The organism is Arthrobacter sp. TB 26, from assembly GCF_000427315.1.
Classification (GTDB): Bacteria; Actinomycetota; Actinomycetes; order Actinomycetales; family Micrococcaceae; genus Arthrobacter.
The window spans coordinates 1-18488 of sequence record NZ_AUPJ01000079.1; the positions used below are offsets into that span (position 1 = coordinate 1).

An 18488-nucleotide genomic window follows, 5' to 3' on the forward strand; every position below is an offset into this window, starting at 1 on the left:
CCCGCCACGGAATTCGCCGCGCGGTGGCCCTAGCGGCGCTCGGCGTCGACCAGGTCCTTGTCGTCATCCTTGCGGCTCTCACCCGGCACAGCCGAGCCGGCAGCAGGCTCCCAGGCGTGGCCCTGCTCGTGGTCCAGGTGGGTGGACTTCTTGTTCTTCAGGGCAAAGATGTAGACCACCAGCGAGATGGCGATGGCCACGGTGACGTAGGTGAAGAACAGGTCCACGCGCTCGGCCTTCTGGAACGCCGCGCCGATCAGCGGCACCGTTCCACCGAAGAGCGAGTTGGCGATCGCGTAGCCGAGGCCGACGCCGAGGGCCCGGATGGAAGCCGGGAACAGCTCGGCCTTCACCAGGGCGTTGATGGAGGTGTAGCCGCCGACGATCAGCAGGCCGCCCATCATCAGCAGGAACGCGGTGAAGGGATCCTTGGTGCCGGCCAGGGTGGAGAGCAACGGCCAGGTGAAAAGGACCCCGGTGATGCCGAACCAGAGCAGCAGCGGCTTGCGGCCGACCTTGTCCGAGATGATGCCATAGACCGGCTGCAGCAGCATGAAGATGAACAGCGCCCAGAAGTTGATTACCGAGGTGTCGGTCTTGGCGATGCCCGACGTATCGTTCATGAACTTCAGGATGAAGTTGGTGTACGTGTAGAACGCGACGGTGCCGCCGAGGGTGACGCCGATGCAGATCAGCAGCGGCTTCCAGTACTGGGTGAACAGCAGCTTCATGGTGCCCGGCTGGGCAACGCCTGCCACGGCCGGAACCTTGGCGGCCTCGACCTGCTCCGCAGAGACGGTTTCCTCCATCGAGCGCCGCAGCCACAGGACCACCAGCGCCGCGACGCCGCCGATCGCGAACGGGATACGCCAGCCCCACTCCGTCAGGGTGGACTTGTCCATGGTGTTCTGCAGGATGACGAGGACCAGCAGAGCCAGCATCTGGCCGCCGATCAGCGTCACGTACTGGAAGCTGGAGAAGAAGCCGCGGCGCTTGGACGTGGCGGCCTCGGACATGTAGGTGGCGCTGGTGCCGTATTCGCCGCCCACGGAGAAGCCCTGGATCAGCCGCACCAGGACCAGCAGGAGCAGCGCCCAGACGCCGATCTGCTGCGTCGTGGGCAGGATGGCGATCGCGAAGGACCCGGCGGACATCATGGTCACGCTCAGGGTCAGCGCGGCCTTGCGGCCCTTGCGGTCGGCGTAGCGGCCGAAGAACCAGGCGCCAACAGGCCGCATCAGGAACGACGTCGAGAAGACAGCCATTGCCTCCAGGCCGGCCTGGAGCTCGTCCTTGGAATTGAAGAAGTGCGACTGGAAATAGGCCGCGAAAACTGTGTAGACGTAGAGGTCGTACCACTCCACGAGGTTGCCGGCAGAGCCTTTGAGAATATTGCTTACGGCTTTTCTCGTCTGCGCCGATTCGGACAGCTGGGTGCTCATCAATGAACCTTCCTGGATCCGGCGCCGCAAGAAAGCAACACCGTCCGCCACCTTATTCGCCGTGATCCGGAACACTTGGGTTTTGTTCATATTGGTCATACGCACAATGCGGGCGGTTTTCCGGGAATGGCAGGATAGGGCCATGACTTCCACAGTTGACTCCCCCACCGCCGATACGCCCGACGCCGTGTCCGCTCCCGCCGTCGCCCTCACCATCGCCGGCTCCGAAGCGACCGGCGGCGCCGGTGCGCAGGCTGACCTGAAGACCTTCCAGGAACTGGGCGTCTTCGGCATCGCGAACCTGACCTGCATCGTCTCTTTCGACCCGAAGGACAACTGGAACCACCGCTTTGTCCCGGTGGACCAGCAGGTCATCGCCGACCAGCTCGAGGCGACGACGGCGGCGTACGGTCCCGCGTCCGGCGCGCCCTCCGTGCTGGACACCGTGAAGATCGGGATGCTGGGCAGCCCGGCGACGATTTCGACCGTCGCCACGGCGCTGGCCGCCGCAGCCTTCACGAACGTGGTGCTCGATCCGGTGCTGATCTGCAAGGGCCAGGAACCGGGCCACGCACGGGACACCGACCAGGCCCTCAAGGCGCAGATCCTGCCGTTGGCCACGTTCGTCACGCCGAACCACTTCGAGGCCGAATCACTCTCGGGTCTTAGGATCACCGACCTCGAATCGCTCAAGGCCGCCGCCGTCCGCATCCACGAACTCAGCGGCGCCGCGGTGCTCGCCAAGGGCGGAGTGCGCCTGGCCGGGCCCGACGCCGTCGACGTCTACTACGACGGCGGGCCGCTGGAGGTCCTGTCGGCCCCGAAGGTGGGCGAAGTGGCTGTCTCCGGCGCCGGCTGCTCGCTGGCCGCCGCCGTGACAGCGGAACTGGCCAAGGGCGCGACGCCGCTGGCGGCCGCACGCACCGCCAAGGCGTTTGTGACCGCCGGTATCCGCAACCGGGTGGCCTCGGGCGCGCCGTTCGATGCGCTCTGGCAGGGCGGCCCGCGCTAACCATGCGCCCAGTTCGCCGGAAACCTGCAGGTTCGCGGGAAGGGAGTTTCCGGCGAACCCGGGAGTGTCCGGCGNCGAACTCGAGGGGCCGTCAGCGCCGCGGGATGTTGCGGAGGTTGCTGCGCGCCATGCTGACGGCCTCGCCGGCTCCCCGGTTGAGGACCACTTTGGACATCGCCGTGGCGAACCCCAGGACCTGGGCACCCTTGATCTTCGGCGGGAGGGAAAGCGCCTTGGGGTCGGTGATCAGCTCCACCAGGGACGGCCCCGGATGGGCAAAAGCCTCCCGGTACGCGGCCTCGATGCGGGACGGGTCCGTGACGCGGACGGCGTGGAATCCCAGGGCGCGGGCCACCGCGGCATAGTTGGCGTCGGGCACGTCGACGCCGAAGTCCGGGAGCCCGTCCACCAGCATCTCGAGTTTGACCATGCCCAGGGTGGAGTTGTTGAACACCACGACGTTCACCGGGAGCCGGTGCGCGGCCACGGTGATCAGCTCCCCCAGCAACATGGACAGCCCGCCGTCGCCCGACACCGACACCACCTGGCGCCCGGGGAAGGCCAGTTGGGCGCCGATCGCATGCGGCAGCGCGTTCGCCATGGAGCCGTGCAGATACGAGCCGATCAGCCGGCGGGTCCCGAGCGGGTTGATGTACCGGGCGGTCCAGACGTTGCACATGCCGGTATCGGCGGTGAAGATCGCGTCTTTCGCCGCCACCTGGTCCAGCACCGACGCCGCGTATTCGGGGTGGATCGGCTCGGTCTTCTCGACCCTCCGCGTGTAGGCGCCGACGGCTTTGTTCATCAGGCGGTCGTGCTTCTTGAGCATCGCATCGAGGAAGCGGCGGCTCTTCTTCGGCGTCAGCAACGGCATCAGCGCCGCCAGGGTGGGCAGCACATCGCCGTGGACCGCGACGTCGACGTCGGTGCGGCGGCCCAGTTTCTGTGCGGCCCGGTCCACCTGCGCCGTGCGCGTTTCGGGGAGGAACTGGTCGTAGGGGAAGTCCGTGCCGAGCAGGATCAGCAGATCGGCATCCTCGATCCCTTCGGCCGCGGCGCCGTAGCCCAGCAGCCCGGTCATGCCGATGTCGTACGGGTTGTCGTACTGCATGAAGTCCTTGCCGCGCAGCGAATGCCCGATCGGCGCCTTGATGGCCTCCGCCAGGGCGATCACCTGGTCGTGGGCGCCCTGGACGCCGGCACCGGCGAAGATCGCCACTTTGTCCGAGGCGTTGATCGCCGCGGCGAGCTCCCGGACGCTTTCCGCTGCCGGCGTCAGGGTGGCCGGCACGAACGTTGCCGGCAAGGGAGCCTCCGCGGTTGCGTCCAGCCCGGCGATGTCACCGGGAAGGGTGACGACGGCGACGCCCCGGAGGGCGACGGCGTGCTGGATGGCGCTGTGCATGACCCGGGGGGCCTGTTCGGCGGTGCTGACCAGCTCGGAATAGACCGAGCACTCGTTGAACAACCGGTCCGGGTGTGTCTCCTGGAAGAAGCTGCTGCCAATCTGTTTGCTGGGGATGTGCGAGGCGATGGCCAGCACCGGGGCTCCGGAGCGGTTGGCGTCATACAGCCCGTTGATCAGGTGCAGGTTTCCCGGCCCGCAGGAGCCGGCGCAGACCGCCAGACGGCCGGTCAGCTGGGCCTCCGCGGCCGCCGCGAACGCAGCGGCTTCCTCGTGCCGGACGTGGATCCAGTCAATCCCGCCTTTGGCCGCGCCGCCGGTCTTCCGGACGGCGTCGACGATCGGGTTGAGGCTGTCGCCGACAATCCCGTAGATGCGCTGCACGCCGGCGGCTTGAAGTTGTTCGATGAGCTGGGTTGCAAGTTCCTTGGCCATGGCTGGGCGCTCCCGCGGGGTGGGTCGATGAGCTGACACGGCCAATATAGTCCGCCAGGCAACGTGCCGCGCCCGGAAACAGCCCGGTAACGCCCCGGGAACAGCTCCGTCAGTTGCCCGAGTGTGCCTGCAGGAACGAGTAAACCTCGGTCTCGTCCACGCCGGGGAAGGCTCCTGGCGGCATGGCGGCCAGCAGGTGGGAGTGGGCACGCGCCGAGGGCCAGGCGTTGCCGGCCCACTCCGACGTCAGGGCCGCGGGCGGGCGCCGGCAGCAGCGTTCATCCGGGCAGGTCGACTTGGACCGCTCTGTGGTGTCGCGCCCCCGGAACCACTTCACCTGCGCATAGGGCACCCCCACGGACAGGGAAAATTCGCCGTTGGCGGAGCGCTCGGTCCGGGCCGTGCACCAGAAGGTCCCGGCCGGGGTGTCGGTGTACTGGTTGTAGGCGCTGAACTTGTCCGGGACGTCGAACACCACCCGGGACGTCCAGTTCTTGCAGGACGGCTGGCCCTCGATGGCGCCGGTGTGGTCCTGCGGGAACGTCACGCCGTCGTTCTCGTAGGCCTTGTAAATAATGCCGCTCTTGTGCGTCTTTTGGAAGTGCGTCCGCAGGTCCAGGTGCTGGGTGGCGAGGTTGGTGAAGCGGTGCGCGGCGGTCTCGTAGGACACTGCGAAGGCGTCCCGGATGTCCTCCACCGCGATTTCCTTGGCCTGCTTGGCTTTCTGCAGGAACTCCACGGTGGCCTGTTCCGGCAGCAGGAGCGCGGCGGCAAAGTAGTTCGTGGCCACCCGCTGCATCAGGAAATCCCCGTAGTTCGTGGGTGTCTGGTGCCCCAGGACATAGTGGCCCAGCGCCTGCAGCAGCACCGAACGCGGGTCGTGGTCGCTGCGCGCATTCTGCGTGAGATAAATCCGGCGGTTCTTAAGATCGGTCACCGAACGGGTGGAATGCGGCAAGTCGCCCACATGGTGCAGGCTGAACCCGAGGTGCCCGGCGATGTCCGCGATGACGTGATGGGACAGCGGGCCGCTGGTGTGCCCCACCGAGGCGAGGACCTTTTGCGCTTCGGCCTCGTACTCCGGGAAGTAGTTGTTCCGCTCCCGCATCATGGCGCGCAGTTCACCGTTCGCGCGGCGGGCCTCCTCCGGCGTCGCGACCTGTTCATTGAGCCGGCGCTCCAGCTCGTGCTGCAGCCCCACCATGGACTCCAGCACGTCCATCGGGAGCCGCGAACTGATGCGGATCTTGGGCAGCTTGAGGGACTCGTAGATGGGGCTGCGCTGGTAGCGCTCCAGCTCAATCTCCAGGGCGGCGCGGCGGTTGGGCGGCTCCGCGCCGAGCAGTTCGTCGATGCTGACGCCGAGGGCCGCGGCGAGCAGCTGAAGCAGGCCGAGTTTAGGCTCGCGCTTGCCGTTCTCGATCAGGCTCAGCTGGCTGGGGGCAGTTCCCACCGTGGCACTCAGGTCATCGAGCGTGAGACCGGCGGCCTTGCGGAGGTGGCGGACGCGGCGGCCCATGCTGATGACGTCCACCTCCGGGACGGCAGGCGAGGCGGCGGAGGCGGGGCGGTTCCAACTGGCTGGGTGCATTTCTTGAGAATACGCGAAGAAGTGCGTTTCTTTCCACCCTTTTGGTCTAGAAAGCCCCTTGGAAGTACAGAAAAGTAGGTCTTACGGAAAAGTTACACCGCACCGGATCATCCAGTCGCACTGCGAGGAAGCAGTAACACCGGCCCGGGCCCCACTAAGGAGACAAAGATGACTGCAGCATTTGAGCCCACCCAGACGCCCGAAGAGCAGGCCGCCGCGCTGGAGCTCGAGTGGGCCGCCAACCCGCGCTGGGAAGGTGTCACCCGGGACTACAAGGCCTCCGACGTCGTCCGCCTCCGCGGCCGCGTCTCCGAGGAACACACCCTGGCCCGCCGCGGCTCGGAGAAGCTGTGGAAGCAGCTCACCACGGAACACCAGGAAGGCAAGTACACCAACGCCCTCGGCGCGCTGACCGGCAACCAGGCCGTGCAGCAGGTCAAGGCCGGACTCCGCGCCATCTACCTTTCCGGCTGGCAGGTTGCCGCCGATGCCAACAACTCGGGCCACACCTACCCGGACCAGTCCCTGTACCCGGCCAACTCGGTACCCACCGTGGTCCGCCGCATCAACAACGCCCTGCTCCGCGCCGACCAGATCGAGTTCTCCGAGGGCATCCAGACCGTCGAGGACTGGATGGTCCCGATCGTCGCCGACGCCGAGGCCGGCTTCGGCGGCCCGCTGAACGCCTATGAACTGATGAAGTCCATGATCCAGGCCGGCGCCTCGGGCGTGCACTGGGAAGACCAGCTTGCCTCGGAAAAGAAGTGCGGCCACCTCGGCGGCAAGGTCCTGATCCCCAGCCAGCAGCACGTCCGCACCCTGAACGCCGCCCGCCTGGCAGCCGACGTCGCGGGCACCCCGTCCGTCATCATCGCCCGCACCGATGCCGAGGCAGCCACCCTGATCACCTCCGACGTCGACGACCGCGACAAGGAGTTCGTCACCGGCGAACGCACCGCGGAGGGCTTCTACAAGGTCCGCAACGGGATCGAACCCTGCATCGCCCGCGCCAAGGCCTACGCCCCGTACTCCGACCTCATCTGGATGGAAACGGGCACCCCGGACCTGGAGCTGGCCCGCAAGTTCGCCGAAGCCGTCAAGGCCGACTTTCCGGACCAGATGCTCTCCTACAACTGCTCCCCGTCGTTCAACTGGAAGAAGCACCTCGACGACGCGACCATCGCCAAGTTCCAGCGCGAACTCGGTGCGATGGGCTTCACCTTCCAGTTCATCACCCTGGCCGGCTTCCACGCCCTGAACTACTCGATGTTCGATCTCGCCCACGGTTACGCCCGTGAAGGCATGAGTGCCTACGTCGAGCTGCAGGAGAAGGAATTCGCCTCCGAAGCCCGCGGCTACACCGCGACCAAGCACCAGCGCGAAGTCGGCACCGGCTACTTCGACGACATCGCAACCGCGCTCAACCCGAACGCATCCACCCTGGCTCTGGTGGGATCCACCGAAGAAGGCCAGTTCCACTAATCCCCAGCTTTTCCCGCCCGTTGCCCTATCACTTTTGGACCCCATGAACCTCCTTAGGAGACCAAAAGTGATAGGGCAACAGCGGACATTCAAGGAGCAACTCCCATGAACAGCTTCACTGACAACTTCACCATCAACGGGGTTACGTTGACCGCACAGCCGATTTGCCGGCAGAGCGAGGTCCTGACGCCTGATGCCTTGGCGTTTGTTGCCAAGCTGCACAAGGCGACCAAGGGGCGGCGGCTGGAGCTGTTGCAGGCCCGCCGGGACCGCCGCCAGCAGATCGGCAAGGGCCAGGACCCGCGGTTCCTCCGCGAGACCGAGTCCGTCCGCAATGATCCGAATTGGCGCGTTGCTCCCCCGGCACCGGGCCTTGAGGACCGCCGCGTCGAGATCACCGGCCCGGTGGACAAGAAGATGACCATCAACGCGCTGAACTCCGGCGCCAAGGTGTGGCTCGCGGACATGGAGGACTCCTCCACCCCGTCGTGGCGCAACGTCATCCAGGGCCAGCTCAACCTCACCGACGCGCTGGAGCGCCGGATCGACTTCACCTCCCCCGAAGGCAAGGAGTACAAGCTCCGCGCCGCCGAGGACCTGCCGACGATTGTGGTCCGGCCCCGCGGCTGGCACCTGCCGGAAAAGCACATGCTCATTGACGGCACCCCGATCGCCGGCGGCATCGTGGACTTCGGCCTGTACTTCTTCCACAACGCCCGCCGCCTGATCGCCCAGGGCAAGGGCCCGTACTTCTACCTGCCGAAGATCGAGAACCACCTCGAGGCCCGGCTGTGGAATGACATCTTCGTCCTCGCCCAGGACCTGCTCAGCATCCCGCAGGGCACCATCCGCGCCACCGTGCTGATCGAAACCATCACGGCCGCGTTCGAAATGGAGGAGATCCTCTACGAACTGCGCGACCACGCCGCCGGCCTGAACGCCGGCCGCTGGGACTACATCTTCTCGCTGATCAAGAACTTCCGCACCCGGGGCCCGCGCTTTGTCCTGCCGGACCGCAGCCAGGTGACCATGACCCAGCCGTTCATGCGCGCCTACACCGAACAACTGGTCCGGGCCTGCCACAAGCGCGGCGCCATGGCCATCGGCGGCATGGCCGCGGCCGTCCCCAACCGCAAGGACGCCGAAGCCAACGCGATCGCCATCGAGAAGGTCCGCGCCGACAAGACGCGTGAGGCCGGCGACGGCTTCGACGGCTCCTGGGTGGCCCACCCGGACCTGGTGCCGGTGTGCCGCGAAGTGTTCGACGGCGTCCTCGGCGACCGCCCGAACCAGCTGGACCGCCTCCGCGAGGACGTCACCCCGGACGACCGCGCTTTGCTCGACATCGCCTCCACCACCGGCACCATCACCGAGCAGGGCATCCGGAACAACATCGAGGTCGGCATCCGCTACATCGAGTCCTGGCTCCGCGGCAATGGCGCCGTCGCCATCCACAACCTGATGGAGGACGCCGCCACCGCGGAGATCTCCCGCTCGCAGCTGTGGCAGTGGATCTTCTCCCGCGCCATCACAGACAAGGGCGACGTCATCACCCGCGAATGGGTCGAGGACATGCTGGACGAGGAGTTCGCCAAGCTCGAACGCTTCGAAGGCGACCGCTTCGCCGATGCACGGGACATCTTCGAGGAAGTCACGCTGACCCCGTCGTTCCCGGCCTTCCTGACGCTTCCGGCGTACGACCGGTTCCTGCACGAAGCGCGCGACGGCGGCGACCTCCCCACCGAGGATCCCGCGCTCGTCCCCGCCTAGGGCCGGCTCAGTGCCACAGTAAGGCACAGATTTCCGTCTGCTGGGCTGCCATGCCCTTCGCAACAGGCACCCCCGAGATCCGGGGCGGCGGCCCAGCGACGGAAGACCCCCAGGGCCTCGACAACGGCGTCGAGGTGACAGTTAAGGCCCATGTTCCTCGTGAACATGGGCCTTAATTCTCACCTCGGCGGGCCCTGGGCCAGGCTGCGGCCGGAAAGTGAAGTGGTCCTTCTTGGTGGAAATACCTGCCACTTTGCGCGGACTACTTGACTTCACTGTGACTACTGTCGCGCCAAGGTGCCCACGGTTACGATGTGACAACGTGAATGCACCAGCCCGCTCGTCAGGCTCTCGGCACGGCAACGGAGGCAAGCAATGGAATTCAGGTCCGACCCAGTGGCGAAAAGACCAGTTCGAGCCTGCATCACGCTCGGAACAAGAGGTACCCGTGCTGTTGCGTGATTTGGGCACGGGCCTACTGCGACGCTGGTACTTCGTCGTCGTCGGTGTCTTGCTGACTGCTTGTGCGGCACTGTTGTTGTCCTCGGTTGTGCCGCCAACTTACAAAGGGACCGCGCGAGTCGTGCTCATTCCACCGGCGTCCCTGGTCACCCCGGGAGGAAATCCTTACCTGTTTTTGGGCGGTCTGGATCAAGCGCTCAGTGTACTCAGCGTGAGGCTGGGCTCAGGTTCCGTTCAGGAAGAGATCGTGAAAGGTCACGTCGGAACAGGCTACGTCGCCGAGAAGGATGCAGCGTCCTCCGGGCCCATCATGCTCATCACATCGGAAGGCGAGAGCCCGGCAAGCAGCCTTCAGGTGCTCGACGACGTGCTGAAAGTGGTACCGCAGAACCTTGTGATCATGCAGGATCAATTGAATGTTCCATCCTCGTCCCGTATCACCGCTATGACGATTGTCCGGGAGAACGAGGCCCTGGTTGACCGGAAGAGCCAGCTCCGGGCCGTGTTGGCCGCCATAGCGGTAGGTGGTTGCATCACTGTTTTGGTGACCGGACTGCTCGACCGCCTCATCACATCCCGGAAAGGGACCAAGCGGCGGCGACGCCAGGACATGGGGGAGGTAGATCAGCCCCTTGAGGACGCCCCCCCGATGGCGGAACGAGGCGGGAACTCCCGGTCCGGGTTCCGAATCGGGCGACCTGTCCCGGCCGAGCATGGGGCGTCCGAAAGTCCGGCCCCGCTCCCGCAGGTTGAGCAGAAAGAAGAATTCCCGACCATGGCATCGAACAAATAGACGTGGCTGCCGTGGCCACGCCAACGCGGGGGCGTCATGAGTTGGTCATAGCCAAATTCCGGAATCTCAACGGCCCGGATGCTGTCACCGTCATCACGTGGTATGCCATTTTGCTGTTCGTGGTTCCTACCGATCAGCGAATCGAAGCGCTGGGCAGCGCGGGTTCACCCGTCTATCTCCTGGCAATTGTGGCGTTGTTATGGTGGGCATGGCATCGTATCCAACGGCCTGCCCTCGCCGGCCCAAAAAGTATTCAATGGGTTCGTACCGCGGCCTTCATCTTCGTCGGCGCCTGCGTGGCAAGCTACTCGAAATCTGCTCTGGTGGCCACGCCGTCGTCGGAGGTCAGCGTCGCTGACATGGGGCTCATCAGGGTCGGAGCACTGGTTGGCATCTTGCTCATCGCACATGACGGGGTCACCCGCGAGGACCGCTTAATGGTCCTCGTGAGAAGACTCACCTTGTTCGCCGGCCTCTACGCCGGGTTAGGCCTTGCACAGTTCTTTACTGGCTTGAACATCGTGGATACGTGGCAGATTCCCGGACTGTCGGCAGGCGGGAACGTCGGGATTGGAGGCCGAGGCGGGTTCGTGCGCGCGGCTGCGACAGCCACGCACCCCCTGGAGTACGCCGTCGTGCTGTCGATGATGCTGCCGTTCTGCCTGACCTTCGCCATTCACGAGCGGTCCCGGTCTGCCTTCCTGCGGTGGTTTCCGGTCGCCGCAATAACCCTTTCCGCGGTGTTGTCCGTCAGCAGGTCAGCCTTCATTTCCTTGGCCGCCGTTCTTTTGATCCTGATTCCGTCGTGGACGCCTGCTGTCCGGCGGGCTGCCGGCTTCGTGATGGCAGTGGGTGCCGTCGCGGTGTATGTGGCCGTTCCCGGGATGGCCGGCACCGTCGTGGGAATGTTCTCCGCCGGTGACTCGAGCGTCGCGTCCCGAACCGACAGCTACGACGACGCACTATCTTTCCTGCTTGTCAGTCCTTGGTTCGGGCGTGGGTTCGGGACGTTCCTGCCCGCCTATCGAATCCTGGACAACCAGTATTTGGGGAGCGTCATTGAAATCGGACTCGTCGGCCTCGTCAGTTTGTTGGCCATCATCGCGTCAGCCGCGACTGTGGCCATTTCCGCCCGTCGCTATGGCAAAGGACAGCCGATGCATGCCATGGGGCTGGCCCTGGTCGCCTCAATGGTGGCGGGTAGCTTGAGTTTCGCTTTCTTCGACGCATTCAGCTTTCCGCAGGCTTGCGGCACGCTCTTCCTGGTCGCTGGCCTGTGCGGCGCCTATGCAAATATCCGGCGAAATGCTGCCGCGGTGACGGATGGGCAACCATGAGACTTCGCGATCATCTTCGACACCGCGTTGCGCGTGGTCGAACGACGATTATGCGGCGTTGGTACTTGGCGCTGGGCATAGCACTCCTCATGTTGCCGGTCCTGGTCGCTGCCCACGAGGGAACGGGCGTCTACTACACCAAAACGGATGTGCGATTTCTGCCGCCGTTGCCAATTAAAGGCAACGTTTTTCAGTCGGACCCGCTTCAAGTTGTCCCGTTCGCGTCGATCGTGGTCCATCGCTTCAATGCAGATAACCGTGACGTCAGTCCGCGGAGTGCCTCGGCCCCGCTCTACGGTTCGGGCATCCGCAAGGGCCACCTCGTATACCTCCCCAATTCGGGAAGTCAATGGCAGGTGAGCTACAGCCGCGCTGCGATAACGGTCGAGGTTGTCGGCGAGTCCGCCGAAGACGTGGCCGCTGAGCGCGACCAGATAGTCAAGCGAATTTCGGCACTTGCCGAGGCGACGCAGGAGGAACGGGACATCGGTCCGCCACTCCGGATAACCACAGAGGTGGACCTCACCACGGCCTTCATAACGTATGTCGGGGTACGGAATAGTAGAGCAGAATTGGCGCTCATTTTTCTAACTGTCGGCTTGGCCGTGGGAATACCGCTCGCGGCGGACCCGATCATCGTCCGCCTGCAAAAAGTGACTGGCTGGCGGGCCAAGACGTACGGCGGCACTCGACGCCGGATGCCCACGTCCACGTCCAGCCCGGACAGGGAAGATCAAATCGCGCCCCCGGTGACGTAGCTCAGTGCGCCTTGGGGACGTGCCGAAGGGAAAGCGCGGTGCCGAGGATGAACATCGCCACCGAGCCGAGCACCATCAGCAGCGGGCCGGTCCAGGTTCCCGAGACGCCGTTCACGTAGCCCAGGAGGGTCGGTGCCAGGGCACCGAAGGAGTAGCCAACCCCCTGCACGAGGGCGGACATCCGGCCCGCCGAGGCCTGGTCCCGGGCCAGCCGGATGATGGCGATGAAAATCAGCGTGATACCGCCCCCCTGGGCGACGCCGCCGAACGACGACCACAGCCACCACAGCTCCGGCGCCAGCAGCAAGCCCACCGGGACGGTCAGCCACAACAGCCCCAAGGTGAGGCCGACCGCCGTCGTGCTGGCGAAACGGGCCGCGAGCGGAACGCCCAGACCGCCCACGATGGCGAGGATCTGGAACAGCGAGGACCCGGCGCCGGCCGCCGCGGCCGTCATGCCCAGCTCATCCGCGAGGATGCTGGGCAGCCAGGCGGTCACCCCATAGTAGGAGAACGCCTGACCGGCGAACCCTGCGGTCAGCCCGACGGTGATCCAGCGCGACGCCGGCTTGATTCCGGCACGTGCGGGGCCCGGGGCGGGGACGGGTTCGGGGCGGAACGCCCGGCTGCCAAAGGCGAGCACCCACGCAGCCAACGCCGCGACAGCAAAGAGTCCGCAGGCGGCCAGGGCCAGCCGCCACCCCAGCAGCTCGGCCAGCGGCGCCATCACCATGGCGGTGATGAAGGAGCCGATGTTCAGGGCGGCGGTGTAGATGCCCATCGCCGTGGCCTGCCGGGCCGGGGCGAAGTCGCGTCGGATGATCAACGGAACGGCGATGTTGCCGATCGTGATGGCGATACCGAGCATCACGGTGCCCAGCATGACCATGGCGCCGTTGCCCGCCGAGCGCACCATGACGCCCAGCAGCACGCCCAGCAGGGTGAGGGTGATGGCGACTTCCGCGCCGAGTTTGCGTCCGGTCAGCGAGGCGAGCGGCGAAGCAAGGGCGAAGCACAGCACCGGGATGCCGGTCAGGAGGCCCAGTTCGACCGGGGAGAAGCCGAGTTCCTGCTGCATCGGGCCGACCACTGGCGCCACGGCCACGAACGGACCGCGCATGTTCAGGGCGATGAGCCCGATGGCGGCCAGCAGCATCCAGCTGCGTGGCACCTTGGCGAGGACGTTGGAGCTCATGGGTGCCGCGGCCCGGCCGGCGGGCAGAAATATGCTTTCATCAGTCCCATTGCTATCACGGGCCCGGACCGGACCCTGCGATTGTGACACCCGCGCAATTTCCCGGCGTCAGCCGGCGGCCTGCAAGGTTGCCTCGATCACGGCGGGCGAGAGCACGTACTGCGTGACCATCTGGCTGGCGCCCAGGATGGCGGCCTGGTCCCCTGCCATGGACAGGCCGATCCGCAGGTGGGTGGTGGCCAGCGGCAGCGAGCGCCGGTAGACCACCTCGCGGACTCCCGNCCCGCCATGAGGTGTTCGCCGGCCTGGCCGAGACTTCCGCCGATCACGATGACGGACGGGTTGAGCAGGTTTACGACGGTGGCCAGCACGTCGCCCAGGTCCCGGCCCGCCTGGCGGAGCGCCTGGATCGCCTGGAGGTTTCCCTCGGCCACGAGCCGGAGCACGTCGCCGCCGTTCACTGCCTGCAGGCCCTGAAGAGTGAGGCCGTGCGCGACGGCGGGGCCGGAGGCGAGCGCCTCCAGACAGCCGTAGTTGCCGCAGCGGCAAAGCACGTCATCGCCGCGGGGCACCCGGACGTGGCCGAGGTCGCCGGCGGTGCCGTTGGCGCCGCGCTGGAGCTGGCCGCTGCTGATGATGCCTGCCCCGATGCCGGTGGCAACCTTGATGAAGAGGAAGTTCTCGTGCTCCGGCCAGTAGGCGGTCCGCTCCCCCAGGGCCATGATGTTGACGTCGTTGTCCACCAGTACGGGGACCGGCAGCGAGCGCTGGACGTGACGGACGACGTCGAACCCGTCCCAGCCGGGCATGATCGGCGGCTTCACCGGCATCCCGGTGGCGTGTTCCACGGGACCGGGCAGGCCGATGCCGATGCCGGCGAGGTCTTTCCTGCCGCGGCCGGCCTGGCCAAGCAGTTTGGCACCTTCGGCCACGAGCCGGTCCAGTACGGCCTCGGGGCCCTCGGCGACGTCCTGGGTCAGCCGCTGCTCCGCCAGCACCGCTCCGCCCAGGTCCGTGACGGCAATGATCATGTGGGTGGCTCCGACGTCGACCGCCAGCACAACGCGGGCGGCGGGGTTGAAGGCAAAGCGCGACGGCGGCCTGCCGCCGCTGGAGCTGGCCTCGCCCGCCGGTCCGACCAGTCCGGAGTGCATCAGCGCGTCGATGCGGGACGCGACGGTGGACCGGGCCAGGCCGGTGGTGAGGGCCAGTTCGGCCCGGGTGCGGGCCTTGCCGTCGCGCAGCAGCTGGAACAGGTCCCCGGCACGGGACAGAGTGCCGGCGGCCTCGGGGGCGGCGGGTTCGTTGCCGGTGGTCGTACTCATGAGTAAGTGATAGCACGAAGTTCTTATGCCTGTCACGCTTCCGAAAGATTGAAACAAAGTTTGCAACTTTTGCTTGACCATCGGCAAAAGTAGTTCTAGCTTGGGGTGTGAGGCAGCTCACTCACCCTGCATGAACCGGTTGGCACAGCGTCAGGCGGGAGCGGCTGCAGCTCATCCCCCCAACGACGAGGAGAGACAGTGTCATACTCGATCCAGCTCTACACGGTCCGCAAGGCCCTTGAAGAGGATCTCGCTGGAACCATCCAGCGCCTGGCCGAAATCGGCTTCACCATGGTTGAGCCCTACCGTTTCGTCGCCAAAGCCGCTGAACTGAAGCAGGCCATGGCCGAGAACAACCTCACGGCCCCGTCCGGCCACGCTCCCCTGCTCAGCGATGACCAGGACGCCATCTTCGCGGCCGCCCGGCAGCTGGGCATCGGCACAGTGATCGATCCGCACGTTCCGATCGAGCGCTGGAACACGATCGAGGACATCAAGGAAACCGCCGCCCAGCTCAACGCCGCCGCCACCAAGGGAGCCGCCTACGGCGTGCGCGTCGGCTACCACAACCACTGGTGGGAAGTTGAGTCCGTGATCGACGGCAAGACCGCCCTGGAACACCTCGCTGACCATTTGGACCCGGAGGTCGTCCTCGAGCTGGACACCTACTGGGCTGCCGTGGGCGGCCAGAACCCGGCCGACCTCCTCGCCCGCCTGGGTGACCGGGTGAAGTTCATCCACATCAAGGACGGCCCCATCACCTCAGACCCGTCGAGCCAACTCGCCGTGGGTGACGGCAAGATGCCCGTCTGGGATGTGCTCGCGGCAGCTGGCTCCCTTGAGGCCGGTGTGATCGAGCTCGATGATTTCCAGGGCGATATGTTCGACGCCGTCCGGGACAGCTACAACTACCTCAGCGCCGGGAAGGTCTCCGCATGAGCCACGCAGCGGGAACAGCCTTCGGCCCTCTCGGATCGGGCCCCGTCGGCGTCGGTATCATCGGCGCCGGGGTCATCAGCAAGCAGTACCTGGACAACCTCACGAGCTTCCCGGACGTCAGGGTCGTCGCAATCGGGGACCTCTTCGAGGACGCCGCCGCCGCCCGCGCCGCGGAATACGGGATTGCGAACCACGGCGGGGTCGACGCCGTCCTCGGCAACCCCGACGTCGAGATCGTCATCAACCTGACCATCCCGGCTGCCCATGTCGAGGTGGCCACGCAGGCCGTCAACGCCGGCAAACATGTCTGGAGCGAGAAGCCCTTCTCGCTGGACCGGGAAAGCGGCCGCGGGCTGCTCAAGGCGGCGGACGCCGCCGGTGTCCGACTCGGCTGCGCCCCGGACACCTTCCTGGGCGCCGGCCTGCAGACCGCGCGCCGGATGATCGAACGCGGCGACATCGGCACGCCGCTGACCGCCCTGACCCTGATGCAGTCCCCCGGCCCGGAATCCTGGCACCCGAACCCCGCGTTCCTGTTCCAGGACGGCGCCGGCCCGCTGTTCGACATCGGCCCGTACTACCTCACCACCCTGGTCCAGACCTTCGGCAGCGTCCGCCGGGTGGCCGCGTTCGGCTCCAAGTCCCGCGAAACCCGTGTCATTGGCTCCGGGCCCAAGGCCGGCGAGGAATTCGCCGTCACCGTCCCGACCCACGTCAGCTCTATCCTGGAGTTCGAAGGCGGCGAGTCCGGCCAGAGCATCTTCAGCTTCGATTCACCGTTCAAGCGCGCCGGCTTCGTGGAGATCACCGGTTCTGACGCCACCATCGCATTGCCGGACCCGAACAACTTCGACGGCGACATCCGGATCTGCGCGCTCGGCTCCGACGACTGGACCACTGTCCCGTCCATTGGCTCCACCGCCAGCCGCGGCGCCGGGGTGCTGGAAATGGCCCGCGCCATCCGCGAGGGCCGGCCGCACCGGGCCCAGGGTGAGCTGGCATTCCACATCCTCGACACCATGGCCTCCATCTCCGAGTCGATCGACACCCGCGCCTTCGTGGATGTCGAAAGCTCGGCCGCCAAGGTCCCTGCCCTGCCCGAGGACTGGGATCCCACCGCGGCAACACTCTCCGCCTAGCAGTCCAGCCCGCCCCCACACCAGCCCCAGCTCGACGACGAGAAACCCGGAGCAACCATGAAGAACCCCATCAAAGTCCTGTCGGCCCTGGCCGCCACGGCAACCCTGGCATTCGGCATGACCGCCTGCGGCGGCAGCAGCCAGGCCACCAGCAGCGACACCATCACCTACTGGGCCTCCAACCAGGGCAACAGCCTCGAGGACACCGCGGCCAAGCTCAAGCCCAGCCTGGACCGTTTCACCGAGAAGACCGGCGTGAAGGTCAAGCTTGAGGTCATCGGCTGGAACGATCTGTACAACCGCATCCTGACGGCCGTCACGAGCGGCGACGGCCCCGACGTCCTGAACATCGGCAACACCTGGGCCGTCACGCTGCAGGAAACCGGCGCGTTCGAACCGGTGGAAGGCGCCCTCCTGGACGCGGTCGGCGGCAAGGACCGCTTCCTGAAGACCAGCTGGTCCACCGGCGGCGCCGAGGGCAAGACCCCGACGTCGGTCCCGCTGTACGGGCTCGCGTACAACATGTACTACAACCCGAAGATGTTCAAGGAAGCCGGCATCGAGACGCCGCCGGCCACCTGGGATGAGTTCGTCGCGGACGCCAAGAAGCTGACCAAGGACACCAACGGCGACGGCAAGCCGGACCAGTGGGGCTTCACGGCCGCCGGCGCGTCGGTCTCCGCCAACTCCCACCAGGCGTTCGTGCGCGGGCTGCAGAACGGCGGCACCCTGTTCGACAAGGACGGCAAGCCGACCTTTGACAGCGCGGCCCAGGTCGCAGGCGTCAAGCAGTGGATTGACCTGATGGCCACCGACAAGGTGATGTCGCCGTCGGACGCGGAGATCTCGGACGGCGCCCAAAAGGTCGACAACCTGATCAACGGCAAGGCAGCCATGATGTTCGACCAGAGCCCGGTCAAGAACTTCGATGCCCGCGGCTTCAAGGACTGGGCCGTTGCCCCCGTTCCCATGATGAAGGCCGGTGCCAGCGGTCCCGAGGGCACCCAGAGCCACGTCGCCGGCATCAACCTGAGCGTGTTCAAGAATTCCAAGAACAAGGAAAACGCAATCAAGCTGACCGGCTGGCTCACCAACGACGCCGAGCAGGTCGCACTGAACAAGGCCTTCCGTTCCCTGCCGGTTGTCACGGGCGCCTCCTCGGACGCCGCCTTCCAGACTGACGAGGTCAAGCTCAAGAACGACGCGCTGGCCAACCACGCCCTGCCGATGCCGCTGATCCCCAAGGAAGGCCAGATGGAAACCCTCACGGGCACGGCCATCAAGAGCCTCTTCGCCAAGGCAGCCACCGGGACTGTCACCGAAGCCGACGTCCAGGCGGCCCTCAAGGACGCCAACAACCAGATGGCTGCGGCCCAGTAACAATGCCTGAGGGGTGCGGGGGC

At 66.1% G+C, this 18488-nt stretch carries 13 protein-coding genes and 1 pseudogene; 9 read left to right on the top strand and 5 right to left on the bottom strand.

What is annotated here, in order from left to right; all coding sequences use genetic code 11:
• Nucleotides 1–29 precede the first annotated feature (29 nt).
• Entirely contained in the window at nucleotides 30–1442 is a 1413-nt protein-coding gene (locus K789_RS0101705) for an MFS transporter (RefSeq protein ID WP_024365228.1), read from the bottom strand.
• Nucleotides 1443–1584: 142 nt separating this feature from the next.
• Here K789_RS0101705 and K789_RS0101710 point away from each other — a divergent pair, with 142 nt between their 5' ends.
• On the top strand, nucleotides 1585–2454 hold the full coding sequence (locus tag K789_RS0101710; protein ID WP_024365229.1) for a hydroxymethylpyrimidine/phosphomethylpyrimidine kinase: 870 nt from the start codon (nucleotides 1585–1587) through the stop codon (nucleotides 2452–2454).
• Nucleotides 2455–2545: 91 nt separating this feature from the next.
• On the opposite strand, the gene K789_RS0101715 is transcribed toward K789_RS0101710, so the two are convergent.
• Nucleotides 2546–4294, bottom strand: coding sequence for a pyruvate dehydrogenase (locus K789_RS0101715; protein WP_024365230.1), 1749 nt, complete (start codon nucleotides 4292–4294; stop codon nucleotides 2546–2548).
• A 109-nt stretch (nucleotides 4295–4403) separates the two neighbouring features.
• Nucleotides 4404–5885 (bottom strand): XRE family transcriptional regulator, encoded by a 1482-nt coding sequence (locus K789_RS0101720; RefSeq protein WP_024365231.1) that lies wholly within the window; start codon nucleotides 5883–5885, stop codon nucleotides 4404–4406.
• Between the two features lie 168 nt (nucleotides 5886–6053).
• On the opposite strand from K789_RS0101720, the gene aceA reads away from it, so the two are divergent.
• The 5 genes from aceA (at nucleotide 6054) to K789_RS0101745 (ending at nucleotide 12487) form a co-directional block, all read left to right on the top strand.
• Complete coding sequence (gene aceA / locus K789_RS0101725) at nucleotides 6054–7367, top strand: isocitrate lyase (protein WP_024365232.1); 1314 nt, start codon at nucleotides 6054–6056, stop codon at nucleotides 7365–7367.
• A gap of 105 nt (nucleotides 7368–7472) precedes the next feature.
• Nucleotides 7473–9137, top strand: coding sequence for a malate synthase A (gene aceB / locus K789_RS0101730; protein ID WP_024365233.1), 1665 nt, complete (start codon nucleotides 7473–7475; stop codon nucleotides 9135–9137).
• Nucleotides 9138–9585: 448 nt separating this feature from the next.
• The gene (locus K789_RS0101735) at nucleotides 9586–10392 is read left to right on the top strand and encodes a hypothetical protein (protein WP_024365234.1); all 807 of its coding nucleotides are present in this window, start codon (nucleotides 9586–9588) and stop codon (nucleotides 10390–10392) included.
• 41 nt (nucleotides 10393–10433) lie between these two features.
• Nucleotides 10434–11729: an O-antigen ligase family protein gene (locus K789_RS0101740; RefSeq protein WP_051180848.1), complete on the top strand. Its 1296-nt coding sequence runs from the start codon at nucleotides 10434–10436 to the stop codon at nucleotides 11727–11729.
• The gene (locus tag K789_RS0101745; RefSeq protein WP_128081535.1) at nucleotides 11726–12487 is read left to right on the top strand and encodes a hypothetical protein; all 762 of its coding nucleotides are present in this window, start codon (nucleotides 11726–11728) and stop codon (nucleotides 12485–12487) included. Before K789_RS0101740 ends, K789_RS0101745 begins: the two co-directional genes overlap by 4 nt.
• A 1-nt stretch (nucleotide 12488) precedes the next feature.
• Here the strand turns inward: K789_RS0101745 and K789_RS0101750 are convergent, their stop codons facing one another.
• Both K789_RS0101750 and K789_RS22035 read right to left on the bottom strand, forming a co-directional pair.
• Nucleotides 12489–13682 carry a CynX/NimT family MFS transporter gene (locus K789_RS0101750; RefSeq protein WP_024365237.1) on the bottom strand — a complete coding sequence of 398 codons (1194 nt, stop codon included), beginning with the start codon at nucleotides 13680–13682 and terminating at the stop codon, nucleotides 12489–12491.
• Between the two features lie 108 nt (nucleotides 13683–13790).
• Nucleotides 13791–15007: pseudogene (locus K789_RS22035) on the bottom strand (ROK family protein).
• 198 nt (nucleotides 15008–15205) lie between these two features.
• Here K789_RS22035 and K789_RS0101760 point away from each other — a divergent pair.
• The 3 genes from K789_RS0101760 to K789_RS0101770 are packed head-to-tail and all read left to right on the top strand — an operon-like array spanning nucleotide 15206 to nucleotide 18465.
• A complete protein-coding gene (locus K789_RS0101760; protein WP_024365238.1) occupies nucleotides 15206–15946 on the top strand; it encodes a sugar phosphate isomerase/epimerase family protein in 741 nt (246 codons plus the stop codon).
• A complete protein-coding gene (locus K789_RS0101765; protein ID WP_024365239.1) occupies nucleotides 15943–17085 on the top strand; it encodes a Gfo/Idh/MocA family protein in 1143 nt (380 codons plus the stop codon). Before K789_RS0101760 ends, K789_RS0101765 begins: the two co-directional genes overlap by 4 nt.
• A 57-nt stretch (nucleotides 17086–17142) precedes the next feature.
• Nucleotides 17143–18465: an ABC transporter substrate-binding protein gene (locus tag K789_RS0101770; RefSeq protein WP_029704273.1), complete on the top strand. Its 1323-nt coding sequence runs from the start codon at nucleotides 17143–17145 to the stop codon at nucleotides 18463–18465.
• Nucleotides 18466–18488 lie beyond the last annotated feature (23 nt).

Coding starts and splice junctions, on each gene's coding strand:
- K789_RS0101705 (WP_024365228.1), bottom strand. CDS start 1,442: ATGAGCACCCAGCTGTCCGAATCGGCGCAGACGAGAAAAGCCGTAAGC.
- K789_RS0101710 (WP_024365229.1), top strand. CDS start 1,585: ATGACTTCCACAGTTGACTCCCCCACCGCCGATACGCCCGACGCCGTG.
- K789_RS0101715 (WP_024365230.1), bottom strand. CDS start 4,294: ATGGCCAAGGAACTTGCAACCCAGCTCATCGAACAACTTCAAGCCGCC.
- K789_RS0101720 (WP_024365231.1), bottom strand. CDS start 5,885: ATGCACCCAGCCAGTTGGAACCGCCCCGCCTCCGCCGCCTCGCCTGCC.
- aceA (WP_024365232.1), top strand. CDS start 6,054: ATGACTGCAGCATTTGAGCCCACCCAGACGCCCGAAGAGCAGGCCGCC.
- aceB (WP_024365233.1), top strand. CDS start 7,473: ATGAACAGCTTCACTGACAACTTCACCATCAACGGGGTTACGTTGACC.
- K789_RS0101745 (WP_128081535.1), top strand. CDS start 11,726: ATGAGACTTCGCGATCATCTTCGACACCGCGTTGCGCGTGGTCGAACG.
- K789_RS0101750 (WP_024365237.1), bottom strand. CDS start 13,682: ATGAGCTCCAACGTCCTCGCCAAGGTGCCACGCAGCTGGATGCTGCTG.
- K789_RS0101765 (WP_024365239.1), top strand. CDS start 15,943: ATGAGCCACGCAGCGGGAACAGCCTTCGGCCCTCTCGGATCGGGCCCC.
- K789_RS0101770 (WP_029704273.1), top strand. CDS start 17,143: ATGAAGAACCCCATCAAAGTCCTGTCGGCCCTGGCCGCCACGGCAACC.